The organism is Mesorhizobium sp. B1-1-5 (assembly GCF_006443065.1).
In the GTDB taxonomy this organism is placed as follows: Bacteria; Pseudomonadota; Alphaproteobacteria; order Rhizobiales; family Rhizobiaceae; genus Mesorhizobium.
In genome coordinates this window covers 40,774-61,813 of sequence record NZ_VFWS01000021.1, presented here as the reverse complement: position 1 = coordinate 61,813, position 21,040 = coordinate 40,774, and the positions used below count along the sequence as shown (strand labels likewise).

Sequence of the window (21,040 nt, the reverse complement as noted above, 5' to 3'; positions counted from 1 at the left end):
GCACCCCCCTCTGGCCTGCCGGCCATCTCCCCCGCAAGGGGGGAGATCAGCTGTGTTTTTCGATTTCGCCAATTTTCAGCGTTGCAGAATCGGCGGCAGCGCCGAAGCTGCTGATCTCCCCCCTCGAGGGGGAGATGGCCGGCAGGCCAGAGGGGGGTGCGAAGGATCGCAAGCATCTCAGCTTGGCTTTGCCTCAAAACGCCACTATCCCTCCACCGGCAGATCGAGTTCCTCCGCCAGAGCCGCCAGCGAATCTCCGATGATGGAAATCATCTCGCCGATCTGGTCTCTGGTGATGATCATCGGCGGCGCCACCATGAAATTGTCGCCGTCGACGCCGCCCTTGACCTTGCGGCCGTAGATGATCAGGCCGCGCGCATAGGCGTGGTCGAGCAGGCGCTGCGTCGCCTTGCTGGCCGGGTCGATGGGCTTCAAAGTCTCGGGATCGGCGACCATTTCGGCGCCGGTGAGCAGACCCTTGCCGCGCACGTCGGCGATGAAGGGGAAGCGCTTTTGCAAGCCCTTCAACTCTGCCATCAGCACCTCGCCCATCGCCGCGGCGTTGGCGATGAGGTCGAGCCGGTCCATCTCGCCGAGCACGGCGAGTCCGGCGGCGCAGGCGAGCGGATTGCCGGCATAGGTATGGCCGTGTTGGAAGCCGCCGGAGGCCAGCAGCGGCTCGACCAGGCGCATCGGCGCGGCGAGGGCGCCGAGCGGCGCATAGCCCGAGCCCAGGCCCTTCGAAAGGGCGACGATGTCGGGCCTGCAGTTCCAGTGGTCGCCGCCGAGGAACTTGCCAGTCCTGCCGGCGCCGCTCATCACTTCGTCATGAATCAGAAGAATGCCGTAGCGGTCGCAGATTTCGCGGATGCGCGGATAGTAGCTGTCGGGCGCGACAAGGGCTGCGGTCGCAGCACCGCCGACCGGCTCCATGATGAAGGCCAAAACGCTTTCCGGGCCTTCTGCGAGAATCTTCTCCTCCAGCATATCGGCGTAGCGGATACCGCGCTGTTCCAACGAAAGGTTGTCGCGGTCGCGCCAGGCTGTGGGCGCAGGCACTGTCGGCATGACCCGCATCATCGGCGTGAAGGTTTCGGCGAGCGCGTCGTCGCCGGTGACGGAAAGCGAGCCCAGCGTGCCGCCATGATAGGAGGGGAAGCGGGCGATCACCTTCCAGCGCTTCGGCTGGCCGGTGGCGACCGCCCATTGGCGGGCGAGCTTGATGCAGGATTCGGTCGCTTCCGAGCCGCCGGAAACGAAGAAGATGCGGTCCGTGCCTTCGGGCAGCTTGCCGGCCAGCGCGCGCGCCAGCTCTTCGGCGGGCTCGTTCTCAAAATGCAACCGATAGGCGAAGGTGGTCTTGTCCATCTGCCGCTTCATGGCGTCGAGCACGTTGCGGTTGGAATGGCCGATATTGGCGACCATCGGCCCGCTCGAGCCGTCGATGAAGCGGCGGCCGTCCTTCGTCCAGAAATAGATACCCTCGGCGCGGTCGACCAGCGGCCGGCGCAGGCTGGAGAGGTAGAACAGATGCGACGGCGGCCGCGCATCGGCCTCTGCTGCGGGCTGGACTTCCGGTTTCGACATGTCAGGACTTTCCGAGATAGCGGTCGAGAACATTTTTGGTCACGCGTTCGACCATCGCGTCCTGCCTTAGCAGGCCGGCGACCCATTCGCAGCTTCCGGCATGGAATACCTCGCCTTTGCCGCGAGGGAAATTGACGATCATGCCGTTGCCGCGTTTGACCTTGTCGAGATTGGCGTCGCTGGCCTCGCCGAACAACGTTTCGGCGGTGAAGCGGCCATCCTCGTCGGCGAGGAACTGGTCCTCGATCGGGATGTCGGCGCTTTCCTCGACTTGGCTTGCCATGCCGACGGCCAGCACCTGCAAGCCGTCCGGCGCGCCGCTGGTCGCGGTCGGGTAAGGCAGGCCGCCGCGGATCTCGAAGTCGAGCCCGTCGACCTCATAGCCATAGACATGGCTGTCGGCGCCGAGCAGGTCGCCATAATAGATGCCGGTGCCGGCGAAGGCCCAGTGCTCGGGACGGTAGACCGGGAAGCCGCGCACGCCGCGCGGCGCGCAGCCGCCCCAGCCGGCATAGACGCCTCTGGTCGCATTGAGGCCGAAGGTGGCGCTGCCGGGACGGCCGATCTCGGGCGCTTCCCAGGAATTGGTGGCGCGGGTGACGTCGCCGCCGCGATAGGCGGGGTCTTCCGCGCGTGCCTTGTATTTGTAGCAGACCTGGCGGCGGCCTTGGTCCTCCAGCCTCGTCTGCCACATGAAATTGCCGGCGAAGCGCGCCGCATGTCCGCCGCGCTCGACATAGGTGTCGACGGCGTCGCGCATCTCCCAGGTCCAGTATTCGTCGTGGCCGACGAAGACGACACAGTCATAGTCGTCGAGGATTTCGGGCGAGAAATGCAATTCGTGCTGGCTGGCGAGATCGACCTGATAGCCGGTGCGCTCGGCGAAGCGGAAGAAATGGCTGTCATAGCTCGCCCAGCCCGAAGATGCATATTTCTTCGAATGTCCAGTGGCGAAGGCCCATTCCATATGCGGATAGCGTGGCACCGTCTTCGGCGGCACCGTTACTTCCAGCGGCACGCGTGGCGCATCCTTGGGCAGCACGACGAAGCCGCGGCACCAGGGGCGCTCAATCGACACTGTCGTGGCGTATTGATCGCGGTTCGGACCGGTGATGCCCTGATAGTGGTTCGAGCCGCCCCATGTGTTGTAAGCGAGCCAGGTGCCGGTAGCGGCGACCTGCAGCAGGCGGCCCGCTTTTCGGCCGGGCAGGGGTGTGACAATGAAGAGATGGTGGCTATGGATCGGCGTGCCGTCGCGGCCTTCGGCCGAGAGGGTCGCGCGGTAGGCGCCGGACGGCCAGTCGTCGCCGACGCGGAATTCGAACGAGGCCTCCCAGCCGCAGCCTTCGACAGAGCATTGGTCGGGCGTATCTTGCCAGCGCGCCGACAGGCCCGCTCCCTCGAAGACTTTTGTTTCGCCGTCGCCGTCGCGAATGACGGCAAGGCTGAATTGCGGCGTCGACGCGCTGACGAAGAGCGTTACCGTCTCGCCCGGACGATAGGAAAACCGGTCGCTGTAGCACCAGATCTCGCCGCTTGAGCCATCCATTCCCGGCCATTCGTAATAGTGGCCGCGCACCGCCTCGCGGCGCTGTTCGGGCGTCAGCCCGAAATCGGGGAATTCACTGGGCAGTTGCGTCAAGGAACACCTGAAATCACGAGGCCGTCATTGAGACCATTGGCCGGCCAAGCGTCAAATGGAAAGCATCGGGCCAGGGGCGCTTGGCGATGTCCGGCAAACGAGTTACTTCATCCTCGGGTCTACCGATATTCAGGTGAGACCGGCCTGCGGATGGCAGTTCCCTGCGCTTCCGGTGCTCACGTACTTTAAGTACGCTCCGCTCCGGTTCTCGGGAACCGCCTTTCTCGGCTCGGCCTGACCTGAATCTCGACAGACCCTGGCGCAAGATTTCCCACAGGGAGCCGACATGCTGCGTGTGCAAAAGGTCAAGGTCGATGACATCTACGTGCCGACGGCACGCCGCAAGACGCTGCATCCCGAGACGGTGCGCCATCTTGCCGAGGATATTCTCGAAAACGGCATGAAGACGCCGATCCAGGTGCGGCACGACGGAAAGCGCCACGTTCTGGTCGAAGGGTTGCACCGGCTCGAAGCCGCGAAATGGCTCGGCGAGACCATGATCGACGCTTATCTCGTGCAGGCCAAGCGCCACTGATTTCTCGTTCCCGTCGGGCCCATCAGCGTTAGCGATCGCCTTCCATCAAAGCTTTTTGATTGACGCGGCCGTACGGGCGGCTAGAGCGTCCCGACATTCCGCGAACAGGATCCTTACAATGACCAAGTATGAAGGCGGATGCCTTTGCGGCGCGGTGCGCTACAGGGCCGAGGCCGAGCCGATTAACGAACGCGTCTGCCATTGCCGCATCTGCCAGAGAGCGATCGGCGCCGCCTTCAATGCTCGGCTCCTGTTCCGCATCGACGACGTGACGATCGAAGGACCGGTGGCGACGATCAATTCCACGCCAGACCTCAAGCGCGGCTTCTGTCCGGTTTGCGGCACGACTTTGTTCTCGCGCCGCGATTCCAGGGGCATTCTCGGCGTCACCTCCGGATCGCTCGACGACCCGTCCCTGTTCAAGCCGGACATGCATTTCTGGACCGCCTCGAAGCAGCCCTGGGTGATGCTCGACGATGGCCTGCCGCAATATGAAGGCGCGCCGCCGGCGTAGGATTTTCCTTCTCCCCTTGTGGGAGAAGGTGGATCGGCGCGTAGCGCCGAGACGGAAGAGGGGTGTTCCAGCGGAGTGAGACGTTGGCTTTCCCTGGAGCACCCCTCATCCGGCCGCTTCGCGGCCACCTTCTCCCACACGGGGCCCACACGGGGAGAAGGAAAAACTGCACAAAAATTTCATCTTCGATTCACGAGATAGCCGGCAAAGCGTCATTGGCGGGCCATCATTGGCTGCCTATCTAAGCGCCGTGCGGGAAGGCATCGAGGAGGCGACGGATGAGCGAGAGCATCAACACCCTGGACGAGCTTTTGAACGACCCGATGGTCCAACTCGTGATGGCGCGCGACCGCGTGCGCCCGGCCGAGCTTCGCCTGCTTCTGGAAAAGGCTCGCGAGAGGGCGAGCGAGGATTCCCGCATCGATCAGGCTTCGGTGCCGCCAGCGCATGTGGTGGCAAGAGGCTGCCTGAAGCAGTGGTTGTACCGCTGAGGCAACTCCAGGGAAATTGGTCAGCTCGAATTCGCGGGCAAGTAACTGTAATGGCTACGCAAATAGGCGAGCTTGAAGCCGAGCCGGTCGTAGTTGCGATAGGCCGGCCCGTCGCGGTCGGGGCGCGGCGCCTCGATATCGGCGACAAACAGTTTCGCGCCGGCGGCTATGCCGTCGCGGACCAGCCTTTCGCCAAGCATGGCGTCAAGATCGAAGCTCGGCGCCATGATGCCCGGCACCGGCGCGTCGATGCCGCTCCAGGCGGCCCCGTCTGAGATGAAGAACGAGCGCACGGCGGCGACCGCGCCCCTGCGTTTCAGCATGTAATGATGCCAGCCCTTGCGGCCGACAAGCGCCATCAGCCAGGGCGAGGTAGGGAGCCTGTATTTGGCATCGATGAAAGATGCCCATTCCGAGGCTGTCCTGGGCGTGACCTCCTCGACCATCAGATCGTCAACCGGGATCAGCGGGTCGCCCGTGAAAAGCGGTTCGTCCGGCAGCGATGTCGCGTCGCGATAGATGCGCTCCCAGCCGCCTTGCTGCTGCATCCCGCGCGCTTCCAGCCAGCATCTCAGCCGCGACGGCTCGGTATGCGGGTTGGTATAGAACCAAGGCCGCATGACGCCGGCCGCGCGGTAGTGCGCGAGCAGCGCGTCGACCTGTTCTTCCGTCGCCGGCCCATCGACGCCGATATTCTTCACGCAGTTGAAATGAATGAACGGGATCGTCGTGCAGGTGGTCCACACAAGGTCGCCGTCGCTTGCGATCGAAAGCCCGTGCTGCGCCGCGAAGTCCGCCGGCGCCGCTCCGTAGAGGTCGAGCCAGGCGGCGACGTCGGCGCGTTCGATGGCGCGGCTGAAATCGCGCGACACCACCTCGATCGCGATGTCCGGGACGTGCGTTTGCGGCGGCACCGCTGGTTGCAGTTCCGAGAGGGCGGCTGTCGACATCGTGATGCTCCTCCAATTTGCCTTACAGTGTAAGATTAGCGAATGATAATGTGGAGGCGGCCATTGTCAAGCAAGATTAGCGGCACCTTACAAATCCGTGAGTTGGAATCACGCTATCGTGAGGCTAAGCCTGTCCTCCAGGCTTTTCGAATGACGATTCACTTTTTGCCCCCAAAATGATTGGGGCACGAGGAAAGGACCGGGATGACCGACGTCTGCACTCAAGGACTGGATACCGGCTTTGTCGGCCTGGGTTATGCCAAGGTGGCATTTCTCGGCATCGTGCAAGGCATCACCGAATTGCTGCCGATCTCGTCCACGGCGCATATGCGCATCGTGCCGGCCGTTCTCGGCTGGCAGGACCCCGGCTCGGCCTTCTCCGCCGCCATGCAACTGGCGGCGCTGGCGGCGGTGGTCAGCTATTTCTGGAGCGATGTCAGGGACGTGCTGTTCGGTTCGGTTGCGGCGATCTCGCGCCGCGATTTCGGCGACCGCTATTTCCGCCTGGCGATCAGCATCGTCCTTGCCACCGTCCCGATCGTCATTGTGGGCCTCGCGCTTTCGGGCGTGCTCAACGCCTGCAATTCGCCGCTGCGGGGGCTGGCCGTCATCGGCTGGGCCTGTATCGCCATGGCGATCCTTTTGGCGCTCGCCGAGATCTTCGCCAGCCACAAGCTCGTGCTGCGCCAGGCATCGATCCTCGACGCGCTGCTGGTGGGCGTCGCCCAGGTCGGCGCGCTTATTCCCGGCGTCTCGCGCTCGGGCTCGACGCTGACGGCGGCGATGGGGCTGGGCTTCGCCCGGCCGGAGGCGGCGCGCCTGTCCTTCCTGCTCGGCCTGCCGGCCATCGCGCTGGCCGGCCTCAAGGAGCTCTATGAACTGCACAAGGTGCATCTCGATGCGCATGGCTGGTCGATCCTGGCCGTCGGCCTTGTCGTCGCCTCGATCTCGGCTTTCTTCGCGATATGGGGGCTGATGCGCGTGCTCGAGCGCTTCTCCGCCTGGCCGTTCGTCATCTATCGCGGCCTGCTCGGCGTGGTGCTGCTGATCGGCGTTGCGACCGGCTGGCTTGTCTAGAGGTCTCGGCCCACTCCGCTAAATCGACGCCGACGCCCGGGTGCGCTGATGGATCTTGTGACGCTGCTGCAATCGGTGCCGTTGCTGGCGACGCTGGTGAAATCGGCGGTGCCGGCGGCAATTGGCGCCGGCATGGGCTTCGGCCAATGGCTGGCGGCGCTGCCGCCGTGCCGCAACCAGGTTTTTGAGAACGCGACCTATCTGGTCTGCGAAACCGATCCCAAGCACTTTTCCATCGAGCTGTTCTGGAAGAACAAGGACGGCGATCTCTACCGATCGCTGCACAATCTGCGCAGCGCGCAGCAGGCGACGGGGCGCACCATGCTCTTCGGCATCAATGCTGGCATGTATCATCCGAACCTTGCGCCGGTCGGCCTCTATGTCGAGCGCGGCGAGCAGTTCACGCCGGCGAAGACGGGATCGGGCACCGGCAATTTCTCCATGCAGCCCAACGGCATCTTCTATCTCAGCGCCGGCAGGGCCGGCGTGCGTGCGACCAGGGATTATCTCAAGCGTCCGCCGCGCGTCGACTATGCCACGCAGTCCGGGCCGATGCTGGTCATCGACGGCAAGCTGCATCCGAAATTCCGTTACGACGGCACCTCGCGCAAGATCCGCGATGGCGTCGGCGTGCGCGCCGACGGGGTCGCGGTCTTCGCGATCTCGAACGATGTCGTGACTTTCCACGAATTCGCGCGGCTGTTCCGCGACCGGCTCGGCTGCCCGAACGCGCTCTTCCTCGATGGCTCGATCTCGAGCCTCTATGCGCCCGGGATCGGCCGCAACGACGATTTCTGGAATCTGGGGCCGATGATCGGCGTGTTCAGGCGCTAGCCACGAAGCTCGTTTCGGCGCCATCCCGAATCATCCGGTCGCGCCAAAGGTAAATTTTGATTCAAACTTTGTTGGTAATTTCTCATTAGGAATGGGGTTTCCGGCGGCGCTGTTCCTGCCTTCGGTCTGTTTTGTTTTGCGTACAGGTCAAAGATGCGGAATTTTGGCGTCGTCAGTTTCGTGCTCGCATCGCTTTGCCTTGCCGGCTGCTCGTCCACGTCCGGCGTCGATGCCTTGCAGATGCCGTCCAACGAGACGACGAGCTCGGTTGTGCGGCCAAGCGCGCCGGTGTCGAAGGGCGTGAGGACAGCCGTCACCGAAAGAACCGTCGAGACCGCGTCGATGTCGGGCGCCGCGCGCATCAAGCCGCCGGCGCCGTTGCTCGACGAAAACAATGCGATCCCCGACGACGAGAACGCTCGTGCCGGCGATGAAGATTCGCGCCCCTTCGGCCTTGCCGAGGAGGAGACGGTGAACTTCCCGGCGACGGACCTCCCGGACAGCGTCGAGCCGCCGGTGCAGGAGGCAGCGCTCGTCTCGCCGCCGAAGCGGCTGTCGCGTGCCGCGCCTGCGATGCTCGCCGGTCCGGTCACCCGCTATGCGTTCCGCGACGCCAAGCCGATCAATTTCGGCCGCTCCTCGCCTCGCCACCTGGCCGTGCACGGCGTCGACGTCTCGCGCTGGCAGGGCAACATCAACTGGCAGAAGCTACGCGCCCAGGGCGCCAACTTCGCCTATATCAAGGCGACCGATGGCGGCGACCATCTCGACCCGATGTTCATGAAGAACTGGCGCAACGCCGATGCCGCCGGGCTGAAGCGCGGCGCCTATCATTTCTTCTACTGGTGCCGCACCGCCGGCGAGCAGGCCGACTGGTTCATCCGCAACGTGCCGAAGGTCGACGGCGCGCTGCCGCCGGTCATCGACGTCGAGTGGAACGGCGAGTCCTCCTGCAAGCGGCGGCCCTCGCGCGAGAAGGTGCTGGAAAAAATGCAGGTGTTCATGGACAGGCTGGAGCGCCACTATGGCCAGCGGCCCATCATCTACACCAGCCCCGACTTCTATCGCGACAACCTGCGCGGCGCCTTCCAGGACTACCCGTTCTGGCTGCGCGCCGTGGCCGCGCACCCGTCAAAGGTTTATCCGGGCCGCAGGTGGCTGTTTTGGCAGTATTCCGGCTCCGGCCTGTCGCATGGCGTCAGCGGCCGCATCGACCTCAACGTCTTCCATGGCGACGAGCGCCAATGGCGCGCCTGGCTGGGCGGCGGGCAGATGATAGCCGACGCGGATTGAGGGGCGCTTTTTCCTTCTCCCCTTGTGGGAGAAGGTGGCCGCGAAGCGGCCGGATGAGGGGTGCTCCAGGGAACGCAGACCTTCGCAAACGACTGATGATCGCCAGCGTCTCACTCCGCTGGAACACCCCTCATCCGTCTCGGCGCTGCGCGCCGATCCACCTTCTCCCACAAAGGGGAGAAGGAAAGGGCGCTCACGCCTCGGCTCGCGCAGGTCGTCATCCTCGGGCTTGTCCCTGGGCTTGACCCGAGGATCCATTCCGTGACCTCCGCGCAGCGCGCAACCGTGCAGAATTCTGAACCCGCTGCAACGCTTCAGAGTCACGGAATGGATTCCAGGGTCTGCGCGCGTCGCTTCGCTCCTTGCTCCGCCCTGGAATGACGAAGCGGAGGTTTTGCCGCCACCTACCCCCCCGTTGATCATCGCCTCGATATTATAACCATCGGGATCGAGCACGAAGCAGGCGTAGTAATGCTCCGCATAATCCGGACGCGGCCCGGGCGCGCCATTGTCCGCCGCGCCCGCTTCGAGCGCCGAGCGGTAGAACGCATCCACCTCCGTCTTGCTCTTCACCCGGAAGGCGACATGCAGATGGGTGAGCGGCGGCTTCTCGCCCGTGCTCTGGATCTCGAACAGGCAGCCATTGCCGACATCGAAGGCCCAGAACACGCCTTCCTTGCCGAAGGACAGGCGATATCCCAACGGCGAAAAGGCCTTTTCGTAGAAGAGCTTGCTCTTCTCGAAGTCGTTCACTTCGATGGTGATGTGGTCGATCATTGTCGGTCAATGGGTGCGTTTGGCAGCGAGGCCTTACCCAGGGTCGGCGTGGCTGGCGGCAGCTATGCCTCTACATACTCGGCCAGGCTGACGCCTTTCGGCACACCCAGTCCGTCGGCACGCAGACTTTCGATGTGGAAGCGGATCGCATCACGGATTTCGGTTTCCACTTCAGCTACCGTCGCTCCGGTAGCGATGCAGCCTGGCAGGTCGGGCACATATGCGGAAAAGTTATTTCCGGCTTTTTCGATGATCACAGCATAAAGCATTGCGCTATTTCCGTTCACATATAGTAGGCTCCGTTGGTGGGCCGACGGTTTCATCCGTGCGATCGGCGACGGCGCCGTCCGTTGTTCGCCGCTTATCTTTGCTGAAATCTGTTTGATCGCCGACGATGACTGGAACAAAGACTGGGTTTGTAATATGGAAACCTTCGAAAATGTCCAAATTCGTCACGCAGCCTTAGAGGCATTCTGCAGCCTTGTTTTGCAAAGCCATGGTGCTTCGGAGTCCGCTGCCGCGGCCTGTGCCCGGGCACTGTCGGAAGCATCGCTTCGCGGTGTTGATACCCACGGTGTGCGTCTCCTCCCGCTTTATGTTCAGTGGATCAAGGGTGGGCGACTGAATACGTCCGCCAATATCAAATACTCGAAAGTCGCGCCAGGCTTGGGCGTTGTGGATGCAGACGGTGGGTTCGGTCATGTCGCTAGCTACCGCGCGGTTAATGAAGCGATCGTGCTCGCGAAAGAGACCGGTATTGGAGCCGTTGCCGTCCACCGCACGTCACACCATGGCGCCACAGGGACATACGCTCTCCATGGTGCGTCCCAGGGTTTCGTAACCTTCGGTTTCACGCAATCCGGTCCAGGTGTTGTCGCGCATTCCGGACGAGAGCCTTTCCATGGAACGAATCCGATTGCCTTCGCGGTTCCGCTTGAACGCGAAGAACCCGTGCTGCTGGACACGGCGACAAGCTCTATCCCTCTCAACCGGATATACCTCAGGCGCGATACCGGCACTCAATTGCCAGAGGACGTCGCGGTTGATCAAGAGGGGCGGATGACGACCGATCCGCATCGTGCGGTATCCCTACTACCGCTGGGAGGGGTCGAATATGGATACAAAGGCGCCGGACTGGCAACAATGGTTGAGTTGCTATGCACGATGTTCACGGGCAGCGCTGCAGCCGTTACCTTGCCGGCTTTAAATGATGTCAGCAGGGGCCAGCCCAGCCCATTAGGTCACTTTTTCTTGGTGCTGGACGGAGCACGCTTTCGCGGTATGGCACCGCTGCTGGAAGTCGCTTCAAGTCTCGTCACTAAGCTTCGTGCTTGTGAGAGCGTCGCCGGCGGCCAAGTTATGGCGCCGGGCGATCCCGAAAAACTTGAAAAAATGCGACGGTCCGAAACTGGCGTGCTGGTCGACCGTGCGACTTGGCTGCGGCTCAGTGAACTGGCGAACGAAAAGGCTTTGCCAGTTCCGGCAACGCTTGCGTAGCAAGGCCGGTTAATCAGGAACCAAGCACCGGCTTACCCGTCGCGACCGTCGATAACAGTGTGATAGATTCAAAAGTGTCTTCGTCCGAAGCAGAACTCCATACTGGATGGAATGCAATCCAACTCCAGCAAAGTCTGCATAACCATTCGTCGCTCGTTCTCCAATCTGAAGCCTTGAGCTTGAAAAAGATCTGATATCGCGTCGAGTCCATTTCCAATGAAAGTCCTGCGCCCTGAGCGCGGGACTAATTAGCCGTAGAAGGAATTTCGCGAAGCTTTTCAGCTGCACCCGCTCGTGCTTCCGCACGTGTCGCACTTCTCGCAGGTGCCGTTCCGCACCATGGTGAAGTTGTGGCACTCGGAGCATTCGTTGCCGGTGTAGCCCTGGAGAAGCGATTGCTGGCGCCTTGTCGCGGCGAGCTTCTTCGCCTCGGCCGCCTCGTTGGCGGCGGCGTCGGTGAACAGCGCTTCGGCGCCGCCGGCGGCCTCGGCTTCTTCTTCCACCATATCCTCGGCCAGTTCCCTGGCGCGCTCCTCATAGTCGCGCTTGTAGGCGATGGCCTCGTCGCTTGCCGGCTTCAGCGCCAGCACGTTCGAGCCTGAGAAGGCGGTGGGCGCAGCGCGGGCTGGGGCGGTCGACGGCCCCGAGCCGCCGAAACCCTTCGGGTCTGAACCAGCAGCGGACACCAGCTTCACCGGCGAGGCGCCGCGATAGAGGCCCTTGGAGAAGGGCGTCGCCTTGCCTTCGGTGATGCCGCGGCCGAGCGCCGTCTTGTCGAAATCCGACTGGTCGACATGGGCGAGGTCGTGGCGGCCGAGATAGGAGACGGCGAGCTCGCGGAACACATAGTCGAGGATCGACGTCGCGTTCTTGATCGCGTCGTTGCCCTGCACCATGCCGGCCGGCTCGAACTTGGTGAAGGTGAAGGCCTCGACATATTCGTCGAGCGGCACGCCATATTGCAGGCCGAGCGAGATGGCGATGGCGAAGTTGTTCATCATCGCGCGGAAGGCGGCGCCCTCCTTGTGCATGTCGATGAAGATCTCGCCCAGGCGGCCGTCGTCGAATTCGCCCGTCCTGAGATACACCTTGTGGCCGCCGACGACGGCCTTCTGGGTGTAGCCCTTGCGGCGGTTCGGCAGTTTCTCGCGGTCGCGGTAGAGCCGCTCGATCACGCGCTCGACGATCTTTTCCGTCACCTGCACGGCGCGCTGCGCGGCGGGCGCCGCGATCAGCTGCTCGACCGCCTCGTCCTCGTCCTCCTCGCCATCGGCGAGCAGCGAGGCGTTGAGCGGCTGCGACAGCTTGGAGCCGTCGCGATAAAGCGCGTTGGCCTTCAGCGCCAGCTTCCAGGACAGCATGTAGGCGTTCTTGGCGTCCTCGACCGTCGCCTCGTTCGGCATGTTGATGGTCTTGGAGATGGCGCCCGAGATGAAGGGCTGCGCTGCCGCCATCATCAGGATGTGGCTGTTGATCGAGAGCGAGCGCTTGCCGATCTTGCCGCAGGGGCTGGCGCAGTCGAACACCGGCAGGTGCTCGGCCTTGAGGAAGGGCGCGCCTTCCAAGGTCATCGCACCGCAGACATGGATGTTGGCGGCGTCGATGTCCTTCTTCGAGAAGCCGAGAGCCGGCAGCATCTCGAAGGAGATGTCGCCGAGCTGCTCGTCGGTGAAGCCGAGCGTCTCCTTCACCCAGTCGGCGCCGAGCGTCCACTGGTTGAACACGAACTTGATGTCGAAGGCCGACTTCAGCGCCGCATTCAGCGCCGCGATCTTTTCGTCGCTAAAACCCTTGGCCTTCAGCGAGGAGGGGTTGATGCCGGGCGCCTGGTTGAGGTTGCCGTGGCCGACGGCATAGGCCTCGATCTCGGCGATCTGGCTCTCGGAATAGCCCAGCGTGCGCAGCGCTTCCGGCACGGCGCGGTTGATGATCTTGAAGTAGCCGCCGCCGGCGAGCTTCTTGAACTTCACCAGCGCGAAGTCGGGCTCGATGCCGGTTGTGTCGCAATCCATGACGAGGCCGATCGTGCCAGTCGGCGCGATGACGGTTGCCTGCGCATTGCGGTAGCCATGTTCCTCGCCGAGCTCGATGGCGCGGTCCCAGGCGGCGCGGGCATGCTCGGCCAAAGCCTGCTGCTTCAGGTCGGAGGCGACCAGCGGCACCGGGTTGACGGCGAGCTTCTCGTAGCCGTCCTTGTCGCCGTAAGCGGCGCGGCGGTGATTGCGCATGACGCGCAGCATGTTCTGGGCGTTGCGGTCATAGTCCGGGAAGGCGCCGAGCTCGGCGGCCATTTCGGCCGAGGTCGAGTAGGCGACGCCGGTCATGATGGCGGTGAGCGCGGCGCAGATGGCGCGGCCCTCGTCGGAGTCGTAAGGAATGCCCGAGGTCATCAGCAGGCCGCCGATATTGGCGTAGCCGAGGCCGAGCGTGCGGTAGTCGTAGGAGAGCTTGGCGATCTCCTTGGACGGGAACTGCGCCATCATCACCGAGATTTCGAGCACGACGGTCCACAGCCGAACGGTATGCTCGTAAGCGGCGATGTCGATCGTGCCGTCTTCGCGGCGGTAGGGCAAAAGGTTGATCGAGGCGAGGTTGCAGGCCGTGTCGTCGAGGAACATGTATTCCGAGCACGGGTTGGAAGCCCGGATCGCACCGGCGGAGGCGCAGGTGTGCCAGTCGTTCATCGTCGTGTTGAAGTGCAGGCCCGGATCGGCGGAAGCCCAGGCGGCGTAGCCGATCTTTTCCCACAGGTCGCGCGCCTTCAGCGTCTTCAGCACCTTGCCGTCCTTGCGGGCGGTGAGCTGCCAGTCGCCATCCGCCTCGACGGCGCGCAGGAAGTTGTCCTTCAGCGACACCGAATTGTTGGAGTTCTGGCCGGAGACGGTGAGATAGGCGTCCGAATCCCAGTCGGTGTCGTAGGTCTTGAACGACATCGAGGTGTAGCCCTGGCGCGCGAACTGGATGACGCGGTAGATGTAGTTCTCCGGCACGGCGTCCTTCTTGGCCGCCTTGATCTCGCGCTTCAGCGCGGTATTCAGCGCCGGGTCGAAGCAGGCGTCGTCATGGCCTTCGCAATTGACGCAGGCCTTCATGATGGCTTCGAGATGCTTCTTGACGATCTTGGAGCCGGTCACCAGCGAGGCGACCTTCTGCTCCTCATTGACCTTCCAGTCGATGAAGTCCTCGATATCCGGGTGGTCGGCGTCGACAATGACCATTTTCGCCGCGCGGCGCGTCGTGCCGCCCGACTTGATGGCGCCCGCCGCGCGGTCGCCGATCTTGAGGAAGCTCATCAGGCCGGACGAGCGGCCGCCGCCGGAAAGTTTTTCGCCCTCACCGCGCAGCATCGAGAAGTTCGAGCCGGTGCCGGAGCCGTATTTGAACAGGCGCGCTTCACGCACCCACAGGTCCATGATGCCGCCCTCGTTGACGAGGTCGTCCTGCACGCCCTGGATGAAGCAGGCATGCGGCTGCGGGTGCTCGTAGGAGGACTTCGACTTGGTCAGCTTGCCGGTAAAGGGGTCGACATAGAAGTGGCCCTGACTCGGGCCGTCAATGCCATAGGCCCAGTGCAGGCCGGTGTTGAACCATTGCGGCGAGTTCGGCGCGACGCGCTGGGTGGCGAGCATATAGGCGAGCTCGTCGCGGAAGGCGCGAGCGTCATCCTCGGATTTGAAGTAGCCGCCCTTGTATCCCCAGTAGGTCCATGTGCCGGCGAGGCGATCGAAAACCTGGCGGGCGTCGGTTTCCGAACCATAGCGCTCGGCCTCGGGCAGCTTGGCGAGCTCGGCCTCGTCGGCAACCGAACGCCACAGAAAGGAGGGGACGTCGTTCTCCTCAACCTTCTTCAGGCGTGCCGGCACGCCGGCCTTGCGGAAATACTTTTGCGCCAGGATGTCGGCCGCGACCTGGCTGAACTGCGCCGGCACATCGATATTGTCCAGGCGGAACACCACCGAGCCGTCGGGATTCTTGATCTCCGACAAAGCCTTGCGGAATTCAATCTCCGCATAGGCAGACTGATCTGGCTTGGTGAAGCGACGCTCGATGCGCATTGGTCCCGTTCCTTTGTGTCTATATATAGCGCTTTTCCCAAGGGATTGCTGCCCTACATGGCGAAAAGCGCAGTCCGCCGTTTGCCGGCATCGCGGGCGACGCCGACACTCTCCTCGTCGCAGGCGCCGCCATGCAGACAAGCAAACGCCTTTCCAGGCGCTTACCCAGGTTGCCGGCCGACCCGCGGGCCCCTCGAACTGAAACTTTTGTCGATTCCCTACGTAGAGGGAGGTTCACACTATCTAGCGTCGAGCCTGCCTGCAAACACTAAATATAGTGTTAACAGATCATTTTTTCCAGGCCGACAATTCTCCCTTTCGCCCACCCAAGCCCTAACGATCCCAACGCTTCCGCCGGCCTCGTGAACAGGCGGAAATCCGGGCAAAACGCACAAAATCCGGGAAAAAGACCGGCCTCAGAACTCTCCGGTCGCGCCCGCTACAGGAGCGCATGGCCTATAAAAAGCGACTCGTTCCGACCCGTCAAGGATTCGTTTGCGTAGCTTTTATGACCCCAACATCTTGTGTGTCACATATGTGGATAACGGGGACATGCGAAGCCCGGCTTTGCAGGCGCTTGACGCGGTGATCGGCCGGGCGGGCAACCGTGTCGGGCCGATGGCTTTTCATTTTAGCTGGCTTGCACTATCTGTTGCGTTCGCGCGGGGGCGCGCCTTGTCAACACCAAAAGCATCCGCTACGCCCCGCTCATGACAGTTACCGTACGTTTCGCCCCATCGCCGACCGGCCGCATCCATATCGGCAATGCGCGGACCGCGCTGTTCAACTGGCTTTTCGCCATGAACAACAAGGGCCGTTTCATCCAGCGCTTCGACGACACCGACATTGCCCGCTCGACGCAGGAATATGCCGATTCCATTCTTTACGACCTGCATTGGCTGGGCATCTTCCCGGATGTCACCGAATACCAGTCGCGCCGCTTCGAGATTTATGACGCTGCGGTCGAGCGGCTGAAGGCGGCGCGGGTGCTTTATGCCTGCTACGAGACGCCGGAAGAGCTCGACCTGCGCCGCAAGGTGCGCCGCACGCGCGGCCTGCCGCCGGTCTATGGCCGCGAGGCGCTGACGCTGACGCCGGAGCAGGTGGCCGAGTACCAGTCGGATGGCCGCCGGCCGCATTGGCGTTTCCTGCTGCCCAACTACACCAACGACCCGCTGCAGCCGGAGCGCACCGAGGTACGCTGGAACGACCTGGTGCGCGGCGAGGAGACGGTCGACCTCGCCTCACTGTCGGATCCTGTCCTGGTGCGCGAGGACGGCACCTACCTCTACACGCTGCCCTCGGTGGTCGACGACATCGAGATGGGTGTCAGCCATGTCATCCGCGGCGACGACCATGTCACCAACACCGGCGTGCAGATCGCCATCTTCAAGGCGCTGGGCGCCGAGCCGCCGGTCTTCGGCCACCACAATTTGCTCACCACAGTGTCGGGCGAGGGGTTGTCGAAGCGCACCGGCGCGCTGTCGATCGAAAGCCTGCGCGAGGACGGCATCGAACCGATAGCCGTCGCTTCGCTGGCGGTGCTTGTCGGCACGTCGGAAAATGTCACCGCCGCGCATGATCTCAACGAGCTTGCCGGCCATTTCGACCCGGCGGCGACGTCCAAGTCAGCCTCCAAATTCGACCCGGACGAGCTCTTCGTGCTCAACCGCACACTGATGCATCGCATGTCGTTCGAGGAAGCGCGCGACCGGCTGATGGTGCTGGGCATTTCCGGCGACAAGGCCGAGCCGTTCTGGCTTGCCGTGCGCGGCAATCTCGACCGCCTGTCGGACGCGGTCGCGTGGTGGCGCATCCTGAGCGAAGGCCCGCAGGAACCGGCCGAGTTTTCCGGCGAAGACCGCGATTTCCTCAATCAGGCGTTCGACGTTCTCCCCGAGGAGCCGTGGAACGGCACGGTGTGGAAAGACTGGACCGGCAAGATCAAGGAAGCCACCGGCCGCAAGGGCAAGCCGTTGTTCATGCCGCTGAGGTTGGCCCTTACCGGGCGGACTTCGGGGCCGGAGCTTTCAGATCTATTGCCGCTGATGGGTCGGGAAGGAACGCTGGCCCGACGACCCTGACTTTGCGCTGATCGGGCGGCAGCGCCGAGACCGGCGACACCGGCACCTTGGTGATCAGCCGCCTGATCGCGTCCTGGTCAAGCCTGCCTTCGGCATCGGCGAGTGTTTCCGGATCGGCGCCCGGATCGGGTTTGACCGCCGGCTTCGGAATGAAAGGCGCTGCCCCGCCGTTCGGCTGCGACTGTTCGGGATCGGGCGGGTTGCCGCCGATGATCGTGAAATTGCCGGCCTGCGCGTTGCAGCCGCAGGTGGGCGGGCGCGAGTAATTGGCCTGCTTGTAGAGATAGGCGGTCGGCAGCTCGCTATAGGATTGACCTGTCGCCGACGAGGTCATCGAGCCAGAGTCGTCGTCCATTCCGCGCGAATAGAAGACCTGCATCTCGGTACCTGGGCAGCTCGATTCGCAATTCTTCTGGTCGCGCTCGAAGTCACCGATGGAAGCGGCATTCGACATCGGGAAGAAATAGCCGTCGCAGGTGCGCACGCACATCGTATGGAATTCGCCGCCCAGCCGGGGCAGATCCATGCCGTCCGGCTGGTTGATGACACGGCGGATGTTGCGCACGCTCGGATCATCAGGCGGCACCTCCGCCGAGTCCGGCATATCGGGGGCATCGGGCGTTTCGAGCTGCTGGTCCTGGCGGCCGAAAAGCTGCTCGAACAGATTGCCGCCGCCATTGTCGCGGGCCGCCTCCCGAAGCGGCGCGCGGCGCGGCGCGATCTCGTCGTCGCGGCAGCCATTGGCATCGAGCGCCGCCAGGATGCGGCTGCGGTCGCGCCGCGTGCCGCCGGCGGCCAGCCGCTCGCGCTTGGCCTGCAAGGTGTCCAGATTGGCGTTCATGCGCTCAATCGAGGCGTTGATCGCCGCGCATTGGCTGACATTGCGCGAAAACAGCGTGAAGCCGCAACCGGCGTCGCTTGCCCGGCCGCGGGCCTTGGCAAGCTGCTCGCTCTGGCGCCGGATGGCATCGTCGTATTTGCGCACGATGCCGGGGCCTCCGCCACCACCGCGGGCGGTGGCGAGTTCAGCTTTGAGGTGCCGGCATGTGCGAGAGGCGGCCTGGGTTTCAGCGACGGCGACAGCTGAACCTGTAAGCGCTGCAAGCAGCGTCGCAAGATGCGTCAGCTTCAGCCCCTTCATTCGCCTGGAATCCCGATTGCCCGTGGCCGGAAGACTATCGCGTTCGTGGTTAACTGTTCCCTTAGTCTGCTACTCGACACAATTGCGCTTTGGCGCGTCGCCTCAATTCAGGTCGACAAGCGCCTGCGCCTTATGCGCCGCCTCGACCACCGCAAGCGCGGTCATGTTGACGACGCCGCGCGAGGTTACGGACGGCGTCAATATATGCGCGGGCTTGTCGGTGCCGAGCAGGATCGGCCCGACATGCAGCGCGTCCATCATGGCGCGCAAAGCCGTCAGCGTGATGTTGGCCGAATCGAGGTTCGGGAAGACCAGAAGATTGGCTTCGCCCTTCAGCCGCGAATGCGGATAGACGCGCTGGCGCAGATGCTCCGACAATGCGGTATCGGCATGCATCTCGCCGTCGCACTGCAAGCCGGGCGCGATGCGGCCGAGGATTTCCGCCGCGCGGCGCATCTTCAGCGCGCTCGGGGAATCGCGCGAGCCGAAATCCGAATGCGACAGAAGTGCTGCCTTCGGCTCGATGCCGAAGCGCTGGATTTCCTCCGCCGCCAGCACCGTCATCTCGGCGATCTCCTCCGCCGTCGGATCGACCGAGACATGCGTGTCGGTGAGGAAGATGATGCCGCGCTGCGAGATCAGCATCGACAGCGTCGACAGGTCGCGGTCCTTGATGCCGGCGCGAGGCCCGATGATCAGCGCGACATTGCGCAGATGCCGTTCGAAGCGGCCTTCGAGGCCGCAGACCATGGCGTCCGCGTCGCCGCGCTTCAGCGCCAGGGCCGCAATCACCGTGTTGTCGGTGCGCACCATGGTGCGGGCGGCCTCCGTCGTTATGCCGCGCCGGCCGGCCAGTTCGATCAAAAGGTCGACATAATGGCGGTAGCGCGGATCGTCCTCCGGATTGATCAGGGCGAAATCGACGCCCGGACGGATGCGCAGGCCATAACGCTTCAGCCTGACCTCGACCACATGCGGGCGGCCGATCAGGGTCGGTTCGGCGATTCCTTCCTCCAGCACCACTTGCGCGGCGCGCAGCACGCGCTCGTCCTCGCCGTCGGCATAGATGACGCGCTTGGCGCTCGAGGTTTTGGCGGAGGAGAACACCGGCTTCATCACCAGGCCGGAGCGGAAGACGAAGCGGTTGAGCTTGTCGATATAGGCGGTGAAATCGGCGATCGGCCGCGTCGCGACGCCGGTGTCGCAGGCAGCCTTCGCCACCGCCGGCGCGATGCGCAGGATAAGGCGCGGATCGAAGGGCGAGGGGATCAGGAAATCGGGGCCGAAAATCGGCGTCTCGCTGGAATAGGCGCGCGCCGCGACATCCGAAGGCTCCTCGCGGGCAAGGGCGGCGATCGCCCGCACGGCCGCCATCTTCATCTCCTCGTTGATGGCGCTGGCGCCGCAATCGAGCGCGCCGCGGAAGATGTAAGGAAAGCACAGCACGTTGTTGACTTGATTGGGAAAATCCGAGCGCCCGGTGCAGATCATGGCGTCCGGCCGCGCGGCGCGCGCCACTTCCGGCATGATCTCGGGATTGGGATTGGCCAAAGCCAGGATCAGCGGTTTCGGCGTCATGTGCTGCAGCAACTCCGGCTTCAGCACCCCGGCGGCGGAAAGGCCGAGAAAGACGTCGGCGCCGGAGATGACGTCGGCCAGCGTGCGCGCCTCGGTATCCTTCACATAGGGATCCTTCCAGCGATCCATCTCTTCGACGCGACCCTTATGAGCGACGCCGAAACGGTCGGTAACCCAGATGTTTTCCACCCTGGCGCCGAGCGAGACCAAAAGGTTGAGGCAGGCGAGCGCCGCCGCACCCGCGCCGGACGTGACGATCTTGATGTCGGAAATCGCCTTGCCGGCCAGTTCCAGCCCGTTGAGCACCGCGGCTGCGACGATGATCGCGGTGCCGTGCTGGTCGTCGTGGAAGACCGGAATGCCCATGCGGGCTTTCAGCCGCTCCTCGACCTCGAAACATTCAGGCGCCTTGATGTCCTCGAGGTTGATGCCGCCGAAGGTCGGCTCGAGCGCCGCCACCGTCTCGACCATCCGCTCGATCTCCGGCGCGTCGATCTCGATGTCGAAGACGTCGATGCCGGCGAACTTCTTGAACAGCACCGCCTTGCCTTCCATGACCGGCTTGGAGGCGAGCGGGCCGATATTGCCGAGCCCAAGCACGGCGGAGCCGTTGGAGACGACGCCGACGAGGTTGGCTCGAGCGGTGTAGTCGGCGGCGGTGGCGGGATCGTCGCGGATCTCGAGGCAGGGCGCTGCCACGCCCGGCGAATAGGCAAGCGCCAGGTCGCGCTGGTTGCCGAGCGGCTTCGTCGCCTGGATCTCGAGCTTTCCCGGCGTCGGGTGCTTGTGGAAGAAGAGGGCCGCCTCGTCGAGGTCCGACCGGGCCGTTTTCTTGTTCTCGCCGTCCATCCGGCCCTCCCTCTGTTCCTGATTTGGGAGCCTTTTAGCATGTGCCGGAGAGTTTTCGCGACGGCAAATAGCGGACTGCGGCCTTCACAATGCCGGAGCGAAAATACTCAAACGATTCCAGACGGTTGGGCTGTGA

General features: G+C 63.5%; 15 protein-coding genes and 1 pseudogene. 8 read left to right on the top strand and 8 right to left on the bottom strand.

Annotation, left to right across the window (positions count from 1 at the left end; all coding sequences use genetic code 11):
- Positions 1 to 204 precede the first annotated feature (204 nt).
- On the bottom strand, positions 205 to 1,587 hold the full coding sequence (locus FJ980_RS10450; protein WP_140542819.1) for an aspartate aminotransferase family protein: 1,383 nt from the start codon (positions 1,585 to 1,587) through the stop codon (positions 205 to 207).
- A 1-nt stretch (position 1,588) separates the two neighbouring features.
- Positions 1,589 to 3,229 (bottom strand): N,N-dimethylformamidase beta subunit family domain-containing protein, encoded by a 1,641-nt coding sequence (locus FJ980_RS10445; protein ID WP_140542818.1) that lies wholly within the window; start codon positions 3,227 to 3,229, stop codon positions 1,589 to 1,591.
- 286 nt (positions 3,230 to 3,515) lie between these two features.
- Here FJ980_RS10445 and FJ980_RS10440 point away from each other — a divergent pair, with 286 nt between their 5' ends.
- From FJ980_RS10440 to FJ980_RS10425, 3 genes are all read left to right on the top strand, one after another.
- On the top strand, positions 3,516 to 3,764 hold the full coding sequence (locus FJ980_RS10440) for a ParB N-terminal domain-containing protein (protein WP_140542817.1): 249 nt from the start codon (positions 3,516 to 3,518) through the stop codon (positions 3,762 to 3,764).
- A gap of 118 nt (positions 3,765 to 3,882) precedes the next feature.
- Positions 3,883 to 4,278 carry a GFA family protein gene (locus tag FJ980_RS10435; RefSeq protein WP_140542816.1) on the top strand — a complete coding sequence of 132 codons (396 nt, stop codon included), beginning with the start codon at positions 3,883 to 3,885 and terminating at the stop codon, positions 4,276 to 4,278.
- Between the two features lie 278 nt (positions 4,279 to 4,556).
- Complete coding sequence (locus FJ980_RS10425) at positions 4,557 to 4,769, top strand: hypothetical protein (protein WP_140542814.1); 213 nt, start codon at positions 4,557 to 4,559, stop codon at positions 4,767 to 4,769.
- Between the two features lie 20 nt (positions 4,770 to 4,789).
- Here FJ980_RS10425 and FJ980_RS10420 read toward each other — a convergent pair whose 3' ends face one another.
- Positions 4,790 to 5,719 (bottom strand): hypothetical protein, encoded by a 930-nt coding sequence (locus FJ980_RS10420; protein WP_140542813.1) that lies wholly within the window; start codon positions 5,717 to 5,719, stop codon positions 4,790 to 4,792.
- Positions 5,720 to 5,923: 204 nt separating this feature from the next.
- Between FJ980_RS10420 and FJ980_RS10415 the strand changes: the two genes are divergently transcribed.
- The 3 genes from FJ980_RS10415 to FJ980_RS10405 all read left to right on the top strand — a co-directional run bounded on the left by FJ980_RS10415 (position 5,924) and on the right by FJ980_RS10405 (position 8,923).
- On the top strand, positions 5,924 to 6,796 hold the full coding sequence (locus tag FJ980_RS10415) for an undecaprenyl-diphosphate phosphatase (protein ID WP_140542812.1): 873 nt from the start codon (positions 5,924 to 5,926) through the stop codon (positions 6,794 to 6,796).
- 48 nt (positions 6,797 to 6,844) lie between these two features.
- Complete coding sequence (locus tag FJ980_RS10410) at positions 6,845 to 7,630, top strand: phosphodiester glycosidase family protein (protein ID WP_140542811.1); 786 nt, start codon at positions 6,845 to 6,847, stop codon at positions 7,628 to 7,630.
- A gap of 153 nt (positions 7,631 to 7,783) precedes the next feature.
- Positions 7,784 to 8,923: a GH25 family lysozyme gene (locus FJ980_RS10405; protein ID WP_140542810.1), complete on the top strand. Its 1,140-nt coding sequence runs from the start codon at positions 7,784 to 7,786 to the stop codon at positions 8,921 to 8,923.
- Positions 8,924 to 9,337: 414 nt separating this feature from the next.
- Here the strand turns inward: FJ980_RS10405 and FJ980_RS10400 are convergent.
- Positions 9,338 to 9,700 (bottom strand): annotated as a pseudogene (locus tag FJ980_RS10400) (VOC family protein); the annotation flags it as partial.
- 62 nt (positions 9,701 to 9,762) lie between these two features.
- Entirely contained in the window at positions 9,763 to 9,969 is a 207-nt protein-coding gene (locus tag FJ980_RS10395) for a type II toxin-antitoxin system HicB family antitoxin (RefSeq protein WP_140542809.1), read from the bottom strand.
- Between the two features lie 112 nt (positions 9,970 to 10,081).
- Here FJ980_RS10395 and FJ980_RS10390 point away from each other — a divergent pair, with 112 nt between their 5' ends.
- Positions 10,082 to 11,197, top strand: coding sequence for an Ldh family oxidoreductase (locus FJ980_RS10390; RefSeq protein WP_140542808.1), 1,116 nt, complete (start codon positions 10,082 to 10,084; stop codon positions 11,195 to 11,197).
- Between the two features lie 278 nt (positions 11,198 to 11,475).
- Here FJ980_RS10390 and FJ980_RS10385 read toward each other — a convergent pair whose 3' ends face one another.
- Positions 11,476 to 15,252, bottom strand: a complete 3,777-nt coding sequence (locus FJ980_RS10385; RefSeq protein WP_140542807.1) for a vitamin B12-dependent ribonucleotide reductase — start codon at positions 15,250 to 15,252, stop codon at positions 11,476 to 11,478.
- 710 nt (positions 15,253 to 15,962) lie between these two features.
- Here FJ980_RS10385 and gltX point away from each other — a divergent pair.
- Entirely contained in the window at positions 15,963 to 17,336 is a 1,374-nt protein-coding gene (gene gltX / locus FJ980_RS10380; protein WP_140542806.1) for a glutamate--tRNA ligase, read from the top strand.
- Here gltX and FJ980_RS10375 read toward each other — a convergent pair.
- Together FJ980_RS10375 and FJ980_RS10370 are read right to left on the bottom strand one after the other, a co-directional pair.
- On the bottom strand, positions 17,254 to 18,477 hold the full coding sequence (locus tag FJ980_RS10375; RefSeq protein WP_140542805.1) for a DUF2865 domain-containing protein: 1,224 nt from the start codon (positions 18,475 to 18,477) through the stop codon (positions 17,254 to 17,256). The two genes, gltX and FJ980_RS10375, sit on opposite strands and share 83 nt — an antisense overlap.
- Positions 18,478 to 18,579: 102 nt before the next feature.
- Entirely contained in the window at positions 18,580 to 20,904 is a 2,325-nt protein-coding gene (locus FJ980_RS10370; protein ID WP_140542804.1) for an NADP-dependent malic enzyme, read from the bottom strand.
- Between the last annotated feature and the right edge of the window lie 136 nt (positions 20,905 to 21,040).